General features: G+C 60.4%; 14 protein-coding genes. 5 read left to right on the plus strand and 9 right to left on the minus strand.

The window, feature by feature from the left end; translation table 11 throughout:
* Positions 1–46 precede the first annotated feature (46 nt).
* Positions 47–931, minus strand: coding sequence for a LysR substrate-binding domain-containing protein (locus tag AC0J41_RS14445; RefSeq protein WP_473012801.1), 885 nt, complete (start codon positions 929–931; stop codon positions 47–49).
* Between the two features lie 207 nt (positions 932–1,138).
* On the opposite strand from AC0J41_RS14445, the gene AC0J41_RS14450 reads away from it, so the two are divergent.
* Positions 1,139–1,627, plus strand: a complete 489-nt coding sequence (locus tag AC0J41_RS14450) for a GFA family protein (RefSeq protein ID WP_473012802.1) — start codon at positions 1,139–1,141, stop codon at positions 1,625–1,627.
* A 118-nt stretch (positions 1,628–1,745) separates the two neighbouring features.
* On the opposite strand, the gene AC0J41_RS14455 is transcribed toward AC0J41_RS14450, so the two are convergent.
* From AC0J41_RS14455 to AC0J41_RS14465, 3 genes are all read right to left on the minus strand, one after another.
* Positions 1,746–3,032, minus strand: a complete 1,287-nt coding sequence (locus AC0J41_RS14455; RefSeq protein WP_473012803.1) for an ATP-binding protein — start codon at positions 3,030–3,032, stop codon at positions 1,746–1,748.
* On the minus strand, positions 3,033–3,740 hold the full coding sequence (locus tag AC0J41_RS14460; protein WP_473012804.1) for a response regulator: 708 nt from the start codon (positions 3,738–3,740) through the stop codon (positions 3,033–3,035).
* 147 nt (positions 3,741–3,887) lie between these two features.
* A complete protein-coding gene (locus AC0J41_RS14465) occupies positions 3,888–4,496 on the minus strand; it encodes a MiaE family protein (protein ID WP_025111469.1) in 609 nt (202 codons plus the stop codon).
* 158 nt (positions 4,497–4,654) lie between these two features.
* Here AC0J41_RS14465 and AC0J41_RS14470 point away from each other — a divergent pair, with 158 nt between their 5' ends.
* Entirely contained in the window at positions 4,655–5,518 is an 864-nt protein-coding gene (locus AC0J41_RS14470) for a universal stress protein (protein WP_473012805.1), read from the plus strand.
* Positions 5,519–5,638: 120 nt separating this feature from the next.
* Here the strand turns inward: AC0J41_RS14470 and AC0J41_RS14475 are convergent, their stop codons facing one another.
* Positions 5,639–6,109, minus strand: coding sequence for a DUF1289 domain-containing protein (locus AC0J41_RS14475; RefSeq protein WP_025111467.1), 471 nt, complete (start codon positions 6,107–6,109; stop codon positions 5,639–5,641).
* 467 nt (positions 6,110–6,576) lie between these two features.
* Between AC0J41_RS14475 and acnB the strand changes: the two genes are divergently transcribed.
* Positions 6,577–9,186 (plus strand): bifunctional aconitate hydratase 2/2-methylisocitrate dehydratase, encoded by a 2,610-nt coding sequence (gene acnB, locus AC0J41_RS14480; protein ID WP_025111466.1) that lies wholly within the window; start codon positions 6,577–6,579, stop codon positions 9,184–9,186.
* Between the two features lie 161 nt (positions 9,187–9,347).
* Here the strand turns inward: acnB and AC0J41_RS14485 are convergent, their stop codons facing one another.
* The 4 genes from AC0J41_RS14485 to AC0J41_RS14500 all read right to left on the minus strand — a co-directional run bounded on the left by AC0J41_RS14485 (position 9,348) and on the right by AC0J41_RS14500 (position 13,026).
* Positions 9,348–10,994, minus strand: coding sequence for a SulP family inorganic anion transporter (locus tag AC0J41_RS14485; RefSeq protein WP_025111465.1), 1,647 nt, complete (start codon positions 10,992–10,994; stop codon positions 9,348–9,350).
* Positions 10,995–11,074: 80 nt separating this feature from the next.
* The gene (locus AC0J41_RS14490; protein ID WP_025111464.1) at positions 11,075–12,355 is read right to left on the minus strand and encodes a serine/threonine transporter; all 1,281 of its coding nucleotides are present in this window, start codon (positions 12,353–12,355) and stop codon (positions 11,075–11,077) included.
* Positions 12,356–12,609: 254 nt separating this feature from the next.
* A complete protein-coding gene (locus AC0J41_RS14495; protein WP_178082144.1) occupies positions 12,610–12,780 on the minus strand; it encodes a hypothetical protein in 171 nt (56 codons plus the stop codon).
* A gap of 51 nt (positions 12,781–12,831) precedes the next feature.
* A complete protein-coding gene (locus tag AC0J41_RS14500; RefSeq protein WP_473012806.1) occupies positions 12,832–13,026 on the minus strand; it encodes a hypothetical protein in 195 nt (64 codons plus the stop codon).
* 291 nt (positions 13,027–13,317) lie between these two features.
* Between AC0J41_RS14500 and AC0J41_RS14505 the strand changes: the two genes are divergently transcribed.
* Both AC0J41_RS14505 and AC0J41_RS14510 read left to right on the plus strand, forming a co-directional pair.
* Positions 13,318–13,701: a tautomerase family protein gene (locus tag AC0J41_RS14505; RefSeq protein WP_473012807.1), complete on the plus strand. Its 384-nt coding sequence runs from the start codon at positions 13,318–13,320 to the stop codon at positions 13,699–13,701.
* Between the two features lie 206 nt (positions 13,702–13,907).
* Positions 13,908–14,432 (plus strand): cysteine hydrolase family protein, encoded by a 525-nt coding sequence (locus AC0J41_RS14510; RefSeq protein WP_473012808.1) that lies wholly within the window; start codon positions 13,908–13,910, stop codon positions 14,430–14,432.
* Positions 14,433–14,457 lie beyond the last annotated feature (25 nt).

Consider the following 14,457-nt stretch of genomic DNA (forward strand, 5'->3'; position numbering starts at 1 on the left):
GTGGCCCGCCAACGATGATTATTTCGGAACCGTTGAATTCAATTCATCAATCGGCCAGCTGATCGTTGAACCATTCGAGCATCTGCGCGACCGCCGGACGCTCCAGGCGCAGCCGTTCGCAAACCAGCGCGTATTGGCCGAGCGCGGTCATGCTGGAGGTGAATGGCCGCACCAGTCGCCCGCTCAGCAAGTCCTCGTGCGCGGTAAGGTTGTCGCCCATCGCCACCCCCTGCCCCTGCGCCGCCGCTTCCAGCGCCAGCCCGGCATGGGCGAAATACAGTTGGCGCTGCGGACGTAGATCGCCGGCATGACTGGTGAGCCACGCGGTCCAGGTCTTGCCGTCCTGGTCGTCGTGCAGCAGGCAATGGCGCGCGAGGTCTTTCGGGGTTTTCAACGTGCCTTGGTTGAACAGCCCGGGGCTGCACACCGGGAAGAACTGTAGCGCCGGCAACGGCCGCACGAAGTAGGCGCTGCTATCCACCGGGCCGGTGCCGTAGGTGATCGCCAGATCGATGTCTTCACCGGGCGCGCTGGCGTCGATCGGCTGTTCGTAGAGATGCAGGGTGATGTGCGGGTAGCGCGCATAGAAATCGGTGAGGCGGTTCATCAGCCACTTTTGCGCCAGTTCTGCCGTCACAGCCAGGCGCAATACCGCCAACGACGAGGGGTCGCGCAGTTCATCGCAGGCCTCGCCGATCAGTTCAAAGGCTTGCTGCAGGCTTTGCATCAGGCGTCCGGCGGCGATGGTCGGGCGGATCTGCCGGCCTTCGCGGATGAACAGCGAAACGCCGAGTTGCTCTTCGAGCTGACGGATCTGGTGGCTGACCGCACTGTCAGTGACACACAGCTCAGCGGCGGCGCGGCCGAAATGCGCGTGACGGGCGGCGCATTCGAAGGTTCGCAGGGCGGCCAGTGAGGGGAGTTTTCGCATGGGGTGATCCCTTTTTTGTGGGCCATGCTGACCGGGCTGGCGGTGGGCGTCCAGTGGCTGCGCGTTATCGTTCTTCGCGAGCAAGCCCGCTCCCACATTTTGAAATGCGTTCCCCCGTGGGAGCGGGCTTGCTCGCGAAGGCGTCAGCATGATCGCCACAAACCTTCTAGGCTGAACCGGACTACTTCAGCCCACCGGAGGCCCCTCATGCACCTCGAAGGCTCCTGCCACTGCGGCGCCGTCACCTTCAGCCTGACCAGCGCCCACCCTTACCCTTATCAACGCTGCTACTGCTCGATCTGCCGCAAGACCCAGGGCGGTGGTGGCTATGCGATCAACCTCGGTGGCGACTCGACAAGCCTCAAGGTCCAGGGTCGCAAGAACATCAGCATCTACCACGCGAAAATGAAGGACGAAGGCGAAAAGCGCGCCCACCGCAGCACCGCCGAACGGCATTTCTGCTCACAGTGCGGCAGCGCTTTGTGGCTGTTCAGCCCGCAATGGCCGGAGTTGATCCACCCGTTCGCCTCGGCCATCGACACGCCATTGCCGACACCGCCGGAACATACGCATTTGATGCTCGGTTCGAAGGCGCCATGGGTTGAGGTGGACGCAACGCCTGGGGACAAGCAGTTTGAGGTTTATCCCGAAGAGTCGATTGCGCAGTGGCATGAACGGTTGGGGCTGGTCAAATGAGTCGGGAATTGCGGTGTGATTGATGGCCTCTTCGCGAGCAAGCCCGCACCCACATTTGGAATGCATTCACCTGTGGGAGCGAGCCTGCTCGCGAAGAAGCCGGGACTGGCAACGCAGATCAATCCAGATGCGCCCAGGTCATCCGAAACGACGCCCCACCCCAAACCGACTCCCCCACTTCGACCTGCCCGCCATGGGATTGCGACACCCGCCTCACCAGTGCCAGCCCCAAACCAAAGCCACCCGTGCGCCGATCACGGCTGGCATCGAGCCGCGAGAACGGCTCGAAGATCTTCTCCCGTCCGTCCACCGGCACACCCGGGCCGTCGTCGTTGACCCGCACCTCGTAATAATCACCGGTGCGCACCAGCGTTACTTCAACGCGCTGTTCGGCATAACGAATAGCATTGCGCAGCAGATTGATCACCGCCCGCGCCATGAATCGCGGCTCGATGCGCACTGTGTCGATCCGACAATCACCGATCAGCAATTGCACCCCCGCCGCTTCTGCCTCCAGCGCCACGCTGCCGACCACGCTGTCGAGCCAATTGGCGGCCTGAATGTTCTCACGCTTGATCACCGTTGCACCGCGTTCCAGGCTGGCGTAGGTCAGCAGTTCGGAGACCATTTCCTCCAGCTCGCCAAGGTCGGCGTACATGTCGGCGATCAGTTCGCGGTTCTGGCTGGCGTCCGGTTGCTGCTTGAGCTGATCGAGCTCAAACGACAGCCGCGCAATCGGCGTACGCAGTTCATGGGATACGGCGTTGGTCAGCTCGCGCTGATTGGCGATCAGGCTCTCGATGCGCGCCGCCATCAGGTTGAAGTGCTCGGCCAGGTCGCGGATGTTCGAGCGCTTGGACAGTTGAATGCGCACCGACAGGTCGTTATCGCCAAAGCGCTCGGCGGCCAGGCGCAGTCTCTCCAGATCGCGCCAGTGCGGGCGCACCCAGAAGAACAGGACGATGCCGATCAGCACCGCGAGCATCGCGTAAGCCACCGCAATGTAGAACGGCATCAGGCTCGGCTCCGGCGGCAACTTGATGCTGAGCAACTGCGAACCACCGTCGATGTTGCTGATGAACTGGGTGTAGTTGTCGCGAATCACCAGCAGGTTCTGCGCCAGCTCGGATTTTTCTTCAGGGCTGAGAGCCAGTTGATCAGCCTCCACCAGCTTCAGCGACAAGCCGTAGTGCGGGCGCAGCGCCTCCAGTTGCTGCTCGCGCGCCGCGCCTTGCTGATCGCGCATGTGCTCGACCAGTGACCACGCCTGCCCACGCACCGCTTCACGGTTGTAGGCCTGCATCTGATTGTCGAGCAATGCGTTGAAGGTGTGCTCGACGGTTTGCAGGGCCAGCACCAGCCCCACCGTCATCACCAGAAACAGCCCGAGGAATAACCGCAGCATCTACAGCTCCCACGCGAACGGATTGAACAGATAGCCCTTGCCCCACACGGTCTTGATGCAGACCGGCTCGCGGGGATTGTCCTTGAGCTTGTTGCGCAATTTGCTGATGTACAAGTCGACACTGCGATTGAGCCCGTCGAAGGCAATGCCGCGCATGCGGTTGAGGATGTCATCGCGCGACAGGGTCTTGCCGGCAGCGCTGGCCAGCAGCCACAACAGCTCGAACTCCATGGTGGTCATTTCAATGATTTCGCCGGCCAGGCGCACTTCGCGACAGCTGCGATCAATGCTCAACCGGCCGAACTCCAGCGAGCTGACGACGCCGCTGTCCGGCACCTGGCGCCGCTGCAAGGCGCGCAGCCGCGCCAGCAGCACCGGCGGCTTGATCGGTTTGATCACGTAGTCATCGGCGCCGGATTCCAGGCCGAGAATGTGGTCGAGGTCGTCTTCCTTGGCGGTGAGGATGACAATCGGCGTGTCCGACACGCTGCGGATTTCCCGGCACACGTGCAGCCCGCTCTGCCCCGGCAGCATCAGGTCGAGCACCACCACTTTGGGCTGGAACTCGAGAAACGCGGCCATCGCCAGATCACCGCGATGCACTGCGCGCACCTCGTAGCCATGCTGTTCGAGAAAGTGCGCAATCAGCGTGGCCAGACGCTCATCGTCTTCGACCAGCAAGACTTTGCCAAAACCCAGGTTATCCATAACGACCGTCTGCCAACCCATGTGTGAAGTGGCCGACATTATGGCGGCAATCGCGGGTGTGGCGTGGTTGCAGGCAGCAAAAACCGGCCACTGGGGCCGGTTTTCGGTGATATTTCATACTCTTAAGAGTTTTTAACAGTTTGTGTGTCAGGCCGCGGCCGGCACACCGCTGTGGAAGCGAAACTCTTCATCCGGCGATTCGATCAGTTCCTGCTCGGCAGCGCGAACCTTTTCGATCACCTGGGCGATGTCCTTCGCGTCGCCGTACTGGTAAGCCAGCTTCAGATAACCCTGAAAATGCCGCGCCTCGCTTTTCAGCAGGCCGAAATAGAACTTGCCGAGTTCTTCGTCAAGATGCGGCACCAGCGCCTCGAAACGCTCGCAACTGCGTGCTTCGATGAACGCACCGACCACCAGCGTATCGACCAGTTTCACCGGCTCGTGACTGCGCACCACTTTGCGCAGGCCGGAGGCATAACGCCCGGCATGCAGCTGGCGCAACTCGATCTTGCGGCGCTTCATGATGCGCATGACTTGTTCGTGGTGCACCAGCTCTTCCCGGGCCAGACGCGACATCATGTTGATCAGGTCGACGTGGGAATGGTACTTGGCAATCAGGCTCAGCGCGGTGCTGGCGGCCTTGAACTCGCAGTTCTTGTGGTCGATCAGCAGTGTTTCCTGATCGGCCAGTGCGGCCTGGACCCAGGCGTCGGGCGTGCGGCAGCCAAGGAATTCGTGGATTTCGGGCAGGATCATGGGGCTCACGGTAAAGGTATTGGCGCGAAGGGCGCCGATTATACCGGCCTGCCCGCAGACCACCAGTCGCAGGCGTTGATATGCATCAAGTCGCAGGCCGATGAGCAGCAACTATAGTTGTGCAACGCCGTGCCTTTTCTTTGCTGGAGACTCCGCTCATGCAAGCCATTCGCAGCATTCTGGTGGTCATCGAACCCGAACATTCGGAAAGCCTGGCGCTCAAGCGCGCCAAGTTGATCGCCGGCGTGACCCAGGCGCATCTGCACCTGCTGGTGTGTGACCGCAAACACGACCACGCCGGCATGCTCGGCGTGCTCAAAGCCGCGCTGATCGCCGACGGCTACAGCGTGACCACCGAACAGGCGTGGAACGAGAGCCTGCACGAAACCATCATCGATGTGCAGCAGGCCGAAGGCTGCGGGCTGGTGATCAAACAGCACTTTCCTGACAGCGCGCTGAAAAAAGCCTTGCTGACCCCGGCGGACTGGAAACTGCTGCGTCACTGCCCGACCCCGGTGTTGCTGGTGAAAACCTGCACACCATGGAAGGACCGGGTGATTCTGGCAGCGGTCAACGTGGGCAACGCCGATGGCGAACACCGGCATTTGCACACGACGATCATCGATCACGGCTTTGACATCGCCAGCCTGGCCAAAGGGCATCTGCATGTAATCAGTGCGCACCCGTCGCCGATGCTCTCGGCGGCTGACCCGACCTTTCAGCTCAAGGAAACCATCGAGGCCAGGTATCGCGAGCAATGCCGGGCGTTTCAGGCCGAATTCGATGTCGATGACGCTCATCTGCACATCGAAGAAGGCCCGGCGGATGTGCTGATCCCGTTCATGGCGCACAAGCTGGAAGCGGCGGTGACCGTCATCGGCACTGTGGCGCGGACCGGGTTGTCAGGGGCGCTGATCGGCAATACCGCCGAAGTGGTGCTTGATTCGCTGGAAAGCGATGTGCTGGTGCTCAAGCCGCAGGAGGTTGAGGACCATCTGGTGGAGCTGGCGGTGAAGCACTGAGAATTGCGCTGTATTGGATGGACCCTTCGCGAGCAAGCCCGCTCCCACATTTGAAATGCACTCCTACCTTTGGAATGTATTCCTCTGTGGGAGCGGGCTTGCTCGCGAAGCTTTTGATCTTCAGGCGCCAAAGGCGTCCTTGAGGAAGCCGGGCGCAATGTAGCGCTGGTAATGCGCTTCCGACAGCAGGAAGAATTCCCGATCAATGGCATCGCGCAGTTCCGGCAGGTTCCAGTCGCGGAACTCCGGCAGCAACACCATCCCATAGGCTTCCAGATTAATGATCACCCGCGCCCCGCGAGCAATCAGCTGATAGGCCCAGCAATATTCCGACTGGTGCGGCACGAAGCGGATCTTGCGCTGCTCCAGCTGCTGGCGCAGGCGCGCCGAATCGAAGATCTCGACCTTGCCCGCCATCACTTGTGACAGCAATTGCTCAAGACGCAACCACACCGCGCGCTTTTCCTCCTCGTTGTAACCATTCCAATTGATCACTTCGTGGTGGAAACGCTTGCAGCCACGGCACACCAGATCTCCGTAAACAGTGGAGCAGAGGCCGACGCAGGGGGTCTTGATGGTCTGATTGGGCATAAATTGGCAAAACACTGAAACGCGGAACAGGCCGGCATGTTAGCCCTTTGTCGGGCATTGATCACCCCTCAAACGTCAGGGACAAGCGCTGGATCGCGGTTTGCTCCGCCCGCGCACAACGCCACCAAAGTCCAATAGAGTCCGACTTACCTTTAAATTTTTTTTGCCGTAGAATCAGCCAGCCTTTTAAGGCGCCAATGTCCGTTAGAAGCTGTTTTCAAAGCGTCACGAGCACAGTCGTTCCTTCAGAGCGGTGTTGGCGAAGGGTTTTTCCAGCGGGGAAAAGCCCAACGCCAACCCTCATCAGCTCCCCGTTCTGCAGGCGTAAAACTTTGAAAGCAGCTTCTGTAAGGAATTGCCGGTAATTCTGGCCAAACGACCCACAACGTCGTGAGGTGCATGAGTACGGCAATTTCGGGATGAGCGTCCCGGACACCCATTTGGGACCACTGATGAGGGTAATAACTGTGCTTGAAGCCTACCGCAAACATATCGAAGAGCGTGCAGCCCTGGGTATCGTTCCCCAGCCGCTTAACGCCGAACAAACTGCAGGCCTGGTCGAGCTGCTGAAGAATCCTCCGGCTGGCGAAGAAGCTTTCCTCGTTGACCTGATCACCAATCGCGTACCACCTGGAGTGGACGAAGCCGCTTACGTCAAAGCCGGTTTCCTGTCGGCTCTGGCCAAAGGCGAAGTCTCCTCCCCTCTGCTGGACAAGAAGCGCGCTGTAGAACTGCTCGGCACCATGCAGGGCGGCTACAACATCGTGACCCTGGTCGAACTGCTGGACAACGCCGAGCTGGCGCCCGTGGCTGCCGAAGAACTCAAGCACACCCTGCTGATGTTCGATGCCTTCCACGACGTGGCTGAAAAAGCCAAGAACGGCAACGCTCACGCCAAAGCCGTGCTGCAATCCTGGGCTGACGGCGAGTGGTTCAAGAAGCGCCCTGTTCTGGCCGACAAGATCAGCCTGCGCGTGTTCAAGGTCACCGGCGAAACCAACACCGACGACCTGTCCCCTGCGCCAGATGCCTGGTCGCGTCCTGACATCCCGCTGCACGCCCTGGCCATGCTGAAAATGGCCCGTGACGGCATCGTTCCGGACGAGCAAGGCAAGACCGGCCCGATGAAGCAGATCGAAGAAATGCGCGGTCAAGGCTTCCCGATCGCCTACGTCGGTGACGTGGTCGGTACTGGCTCCTCGCGTAAATCCGCAACCAACTCGGTCCTGTGGTTCTTCGGCGATGACATCCCTTACGTGCCGAACAAGCGCGCTGGCGGTTTCTGCTTCGGCAGCAAAATCGCTCCGATCTTCTACAACACCATGGAAGATGCCGGCGCACTGCCAATCGAGTTCGACGTTACCAACATGAACATGGGCGACGTGATCGACCTGTACCCGCATGCTGGCAAAGTCTGCAAACACGGCACTGACGAAGTCCTGACCACCTTCGAAATGAAGACCCCGGTTCTGTTGGACGAAGTACGTGCCGGCGGCCGTATTCCGCTGATCATCGGCCGTGGCCTGACCGAGAAGGCTCGCGCCGAACTGGGTCTGCCTGCGTTCGACCTGTTCAAAAAGCCTGAAGCACCGGCTGAAAGCACCAAGGGTTTCACCCTGGCGCAGAAAATGGTCGGCAAGGCGTGCGGTCTGGCAGAAGGCCAAGGCGTACGTCCTGGCACCTACTGCGAACCGAAGATGACCACCGTAGGTTCTCAGGACACCACCGGTCCGATGACCCGTGACGAACTGAAAGACCTGGCGTGCCTGGGCTTCTCCGCTGATCTGGTCATGCAGTCCTTCTGCCACACCGCGGCGTATCCGAAGCCGATCGACGTGACCACCCACCACACCCTGCCTGACTTCATCATGACCCGCGGCGGCGTTTCCCTGCGTCCGGGCGACGGCATCATCCACTCGTGGCTGAACCGCATGCTGCTGCCAGACACCGTCGGTACCGGTGGTGACTCGCACACCCGTTTCCCGATGGGCATCTCGTTCCCGGCCGGTTCCGGTCTGGTCGCGTTCGCCGCTGCCACCGGCGTCATGCCGCTGGACATGCCGGAATCGATCCTGGTGCGCTTCAAAGGCAAGATGAAACCTGGCATCACCCTGCGTGACCTGGTTCATGCCATTCCTTACTTCGCCATCCAGAACGGTCTGCTGACCGTCGAGAAGAAAGGCAAGAAAAACGCCTTCTCCGGCCGCATCCTGGAAATCGAAGGCCTGGAAGGTCTGACCCTGGAACAGGCGTTCGAACTGTCCGACGCTTCGGCCGAACGTTCGGCTGCAGGCTGCACCATCAAGCTGTCGAAAGAGTCGATCACCGAGTACCTGAACTCCAACATCACTCTGCTGCGCTGGATGATCGGCGAAGGCTACGGCGACGCACGTACCCTGGAACGTCGCGCTCAAGCGATGGAAGCCTGGGTTGCCAACCCGGAACTGATGGAAGCCGATGCCGACGCCGAATACGCCGAAGTCATCGAAATCGATCTGGCCGACATCAGCGAGCCGGTACTGTGCGCGCCGAACGACCCGGACGATGCCCGTCTGCTGTCCAGCGTTGCTGGCGAGAAGATCGACGAAGTGTTCATCGGTTCGTGCATGACCAACATCGGTCACTTCCGCGCTGCCGGTAAACTGCTGGATCAGGTCAAGGGTCAGCTGCCAACCCGTCTGTGGCTGTCGCCACCGACCAAGATGGACGCTCACCAACTGACCGAAGAAGGCTACTACGGCATCTACGGCAAGGCCGGCGCACGCATGGAAATGCCAGGCTGCTCGCTGTGCATGGGTAACCAGGCACGCGTTGAGCCGAACAGCACCGTGGTCTCGACGTCCACCCGTAACTTCCCGAACCGTCTGGGCGACGGCGCGAACGTCTACCTGGCTTCGGCCGAACTGGCGTCCGTTGCTTCGATCCTGGGTCGCCTGCCGACCGTCGAGGAGTACATGGAATACGCTGGCAAGATCGACAGCATGGCGGCCGATGTCTACCGCTACCTGTCCTTCGACCAGATCGCCGAGTTCCGTGAAGCTGCTGCGAACGCCAAGATCCCGGTCGTTCAAGCCTAACGTTGCAACGCAATGAAAAACGCCGCCCATCGTCAGATGAGCGGCGTTTTTTTATGCCTGAATGACCTGTGGGAGCGGGCTTGCTCGCGAATGCGGTGTGTCAGCTACATTTTTATCGACTGACACAACGCTATCGCGAGCAGGCTCACTCCTACAGGGGGTTATGGGTTGAGCTTGCGGGCCTGCTGCACCGCGCCATCTACGCTCAACCCACTGAGGATCACCCCGTTGGCCGTCACCTCCGGCAATGCCTCCAACACCGCCAGCGCTTCATGCTTGAGCCGCGCCAGAATCAGCCGCTTGCCTTCCTGATGCACCCGCAGAAAAAACTCCTGCATCGCCTCGATACTGGTGCCATCCAGATCCGGGGTTTCTTCAAGACTGAGGATCACCGTGTGCACCGGCGCGTCCGAATGCCGGATCAGACGCAATGCCGCGCCGAGAATCCGCTCCACATTGGCAAAGAACAACGCCTCACTGGGCCGCACAATCAACACCCCCGGCTCAGAGACAGCCGTCGGATGGCGCTGCAGATCGACAAAATCATGCCCGCCATCGATCCGCCCGAGCACCTGAATATCCGCTGCCGACATCTGCTTGAGCATCAGCAACACGCTGATGGCCACCGATACCAGCAGTCCATCCAGAATCCCCAACACCAGCACCGCCCCTACCGCGCACAACACCAGCACCCGGTCCCGGCGCCAGATGAAATAGCGTCCCAGCGGCTGCAGACTCAAACCACGGCCCAGCGCATGCATGACGATGGCGGCCAGAATCGGTTCCGGTGTCAGGGCAATCCACGGCAATACGGTCAGCACGATCACCAGCACCACCAGCGCCGCCACGCCCCCGGCCCAGCGTGAAGTTGCCCCGGCCGCCTCGTTCGCCGACGTCGCCGAATACCCTGCCCCCGCCGGCATGCCATGAAACAGCCCGGACAACAGGTTCGATGCACCCAACGCCAGCAGGTCACGGTTGGAGGTCACACGATCACCGTGCTTGAGCGCGAACGAACTGATCGAGCCGTAAGACTCGGCATACAGAATCATCACCAGCGCAAACCCGACTTCGCCCAGCCGCAGCCAATCGGCGAACGGCAGCACCGGCAGGTTCGGCACCTCCAGGCTCAGGTCGATCAAGCCGATCAGCGGCACGCCATGTGCCGGCAGATTCAGCCATTGCCCGGCAACGATGCCGATCACCACCACCAGCAAACCACCGGGCACCCGTGGAAAGCGGGCAAACAACCCCAACAATACCAACGCGACCGCCGCCACAGCGGCGGCCGGCCAGTTCCATTGCGGCAATTGTTCAAGCAGTTGCGGGGCGAAACGCACCAGATTGGCATCTGTCAGGTGCACGCCGACCACACTGGCGACCTGCTTGAGAATGATGGTCAGCGCCAGGCCAAAGGCGAATCCGCGCAACACCGGTTTGGCGATAAACGAGGTGACGCTGCCGAAACGAAAGATCCCCGCCAGCAAGAACAGCCCGCCAGTGACCAGCACCAGCCCGACCGCCAGCGTCGCGCGCAACTGCGGGTCACCATTGGCCATGGTCGCGGTGGCCGCCGCCAGTACCGCCGCAGATGAAGATGTCGCCGAAACAATGGCAAAGCGGCTGGTACCAAACAGCCCATAGCAGAGCAGCCCGGCAAACAGCGCGATCACCCCCGCCTGCGGCGCCAGCGCGGCGATGGTCGAATAAGCGACCGCTTCGGGCAACAGCAGACCGGCAATCGACAGTCCGGCGAGGATGTCCTGCCAGCGATTGGGTGGTGCTACAGGTTGGGGCGCGCTCGACAATCCACTGTCTCCAGACGAAAAAAAGCCGCTGTGCGCATCACGCACAGCGGCCACTGTAGCTGAGTATCCGGCGCTTTGGCTTACGCCGTCAGCGAATAAATCACCGCCGAAATGGCCACCAGACCTACCGCGGTAACGAACACGTTCGATGCCTGACCGCGATAGCGCGCCATCGCTGGCACTTTGCGAATCGCGTACATCGGCATCAGGAACAGGATCGCCGCGATCACCGGACCACCGACAGCCTCGATCATCCCGAGAATGCTCGGGTTCAGGGTCGCAACGATCCAGCACACCACCAGCATGAACGCCGCGACGATGCGATCCAGGGCCTTGGCGCCCGGACGCTTGCCGCTTTTGACGATCAGGCCCTTGAGGCCTTCGCTGGCGCCGATGTAGTGACCGAGAAACGACTTGGAGATCGCCACGAATGCAATCAACGGCGCCGCAAACGCAATGGCCGGGTTGCTGAAGTGGTTAGCCAGATAGGACAGGATCGACAGGTTCTGCGCCTTGGCTTCAGCCAGTTGCTCCGGCGACAGGGTCAGCACGCAACTGAAGACGAAGAACAGCACCATCACCACCATCAACAGGTGGGCACGGCAGAGGATCTGCGAGCTGCGCTGCTCCGCATTGGCACCGTAACGACGCTTCTGGTCCACCGCGAACGCCGAAATGATCGGCGAATGGTTGAACGAGAACACCATCACCGGGATCGCCAGCCACAGCGTGTGCAGCAATGCCGACGGCGCTGGCACTTGCGATGCCGTGGTGAGAATACCGCCGGTCCAGTGCGGGATCAGGTACACCGCGAGGAACAGCAGCGCGACGATGAACGGATAGACCATCAGGCTCATCGCCTTGACGATCGCCGTTTCGCCGCAACGCACCACAGCCAGCAGGCCGAGGATCAGCACGAACGACAGCAACACGCGTGGCGGCGGCGTGATATGCAGTTGGTGTTCAAGGAAGCTGGCGACCGTGTTGGTCAGGCCGACGCTGTAGATCAGCAGGATCGGGAAGATGGCGAAGAAGTACAGCAGGGTGATCAGCGCACCGGCCTTGATGCCGAAATGTTGCTCGACCACGTCGGTGATGTCGGCGCCTTCACGACCGGAGAGCACGAAGCGGGTCAGGCCGCGGTGGGCGAAGAAGGTCATCGGGAAGGCCAGCAGCGCGAGGATCACCAGCGGCCAGAAGCCACCCAGACCCGCGTTGATCGGCAAAAACAGGGTACCGGCGCCAATGGCCGTCCCGAACAGTCCCAACATCCACGTGGTGTCATGGCGATTCCAGCTCGACAGTTCAGCTGGTGCTGCCGCTTCATAGCGTGCGTCGACGCTATTGGCCTGATCATTCATCCGGTCGGATCTCCGCATTCCGGTCACTTGCCACTCGGTCAGGACGCGTCGGAAAAAACCGACAGACATGCTCCGGCCGAAACAGGGGCGCGATTCTCCGCGATAAATGAGCAGAAGCAAAGACTTAGCTGAGGAATGGTTGTACGGATCAGATAACCGGGTTGTCGTTTTCGGGAAAATGACTGTCGGCAACAGGTATGCGCCATGTCGTTTTCTGGCAAGCTTCAGTGCAATGTGCGATCGGGAAGACTTGATCAGATCGATCGGGCCAGGAGGAATCCGAGTGACATGCAAAAAAGGCCGAAACCTAACAGTCCCAAGATTGGAACCATTTCGCCTTTGTGTTTGATGCGCATTTTTTCAACGCATTCATCGTACTCTCGATCCGCTCGCTCAATCATGGCCTGACGGTCAAATGTGTTCATAGTGATTTCCTTATTGGGGACATGGCTCTGAATAGTGAGAAACGCGAACACTCAAAACTTAAGTGAAAGGCCTACTACTGCCGCTGTCGCGGTTAACACCCCTGTGACTACCGCGAGTGGATAAAAATACGTCTCCCACCTCAGCTTTTTTTCTTCTGCCATGAGCTTTTTCCGTTCAGCCGCAAGCTTGCGTGTTTCGCTCATTAGCCGTTCGAGCTCCAGATGTTCTCGATTGTTTTGAAGCATTCGCCTTCCTTGGCTGTTGGCAGTGACTGCCCGGGCTGCTCTGTGCCCACATGATTTCGCGTTCATCGCCGTTCCGATAGCAGATGCATCCGCCAACTTCGTAGGCAGAATCCGCAAGTTTCGTAGGTAGCCACCAACGCTTTCGCAAGCTGGCTCATACCCACAGGTGATCGCATTCCAAAGGCGGGAGCGAGCCTGCTCGCGAAGGCGTCGGTTCAAGCACCCGATACTTTCAATTTCGTCCAATTCATCTAGCGTCAATGAGTCCCCTGCCCCATGGAGTCTCTGCCCATGCCCCTCGTCCGCGTCGAAATCAAGAAACACGCCGATCCCACGTTCGCCAAACGCATCGGCGAGCAGATCTACGCCGCCATGCGCAACACCATCAACGTACCGGAGCATGACAACTTCCAGATCCTCAACGAGCACGATGCCGAGCATTTCATCTTCGACCCGCAATATCTCGGCATCCAGCGCACAGACCAGCTGGTGATCATCCAGATCACCCTCAACGAAGGCCGAACCCTGGAGCAGAAAAAAGCCCTGTACCAGACCATCGCGCAAAGCCTGAACACGCAGCTGGGCATACGCCTGGAAGACGTGTTCATCAATCTGGTGGAGGTCAAAAAGGAGAACTGGTCGTTCGGCAATGGCATCGCGCAATACGCCAGTTGACAGCCCTTCGCTGCCGCCAGCATGATCGGCCCATGAACCTGCGCCCGCTGCACCTCACCCGTACCACCACGACCGCCACCGGCGGGTCTTGGTGTGGCTGTCTGAGGTGAATCCAGCGCAGTGAACCCAAGGCCCCGCCAGCAAAGGACGGGGCCTTGTTGTTTCTCCCGTCCGTGCGGCACTTGCAACCCTCAAGGAGAAACACCATGTCCGCAGCTCTGCTGGTCATTGATATGCAGGTCGGTCTGTTCCATGGCCCGGAAAAACCCCACGACGGCGCACGGGTGCTGGCCAACATCCGGCACCTGATCAATCTGGCACGTCAGCAGCACGTGCCGGTCTACGCCGCACGCCACACCGGCCCGCAAGGTTCGCCGATTGCCGCCGGCAGTCCGTTCTGGCAATTGCTGCCGGAACTCGAACTGCGCGCTGACGCCGACCACCTGTTCGACAAGTCCCGGCCCAATGCCTTCCACGGCACCGGACTGGCGCAGCAGCTCAAAGCCGCGGGGATCGAAGACCTGTACCTCGTCGGCATGAAGACTCAGTACTGCATCGACGCCACCTGCCGTGCCGCCGCCGACCTGGGCTTCAAACCGATGCTGGTGGCCGACGCACATACATGCATGGACACCCCGGTGCTGCCGGCCAAAACCATCATCGAGCACCACAACGCCACCCTCGGTGGCGCCTTCGCGCGACTGATCAACAGTGCCGACGCGAGCTTCTGACGAAGCGTCCACGCGCCCCCCGTTT

Source organism: Pseudomonas sp. Arb-4-2C (genome assembly GCF_055755015.1).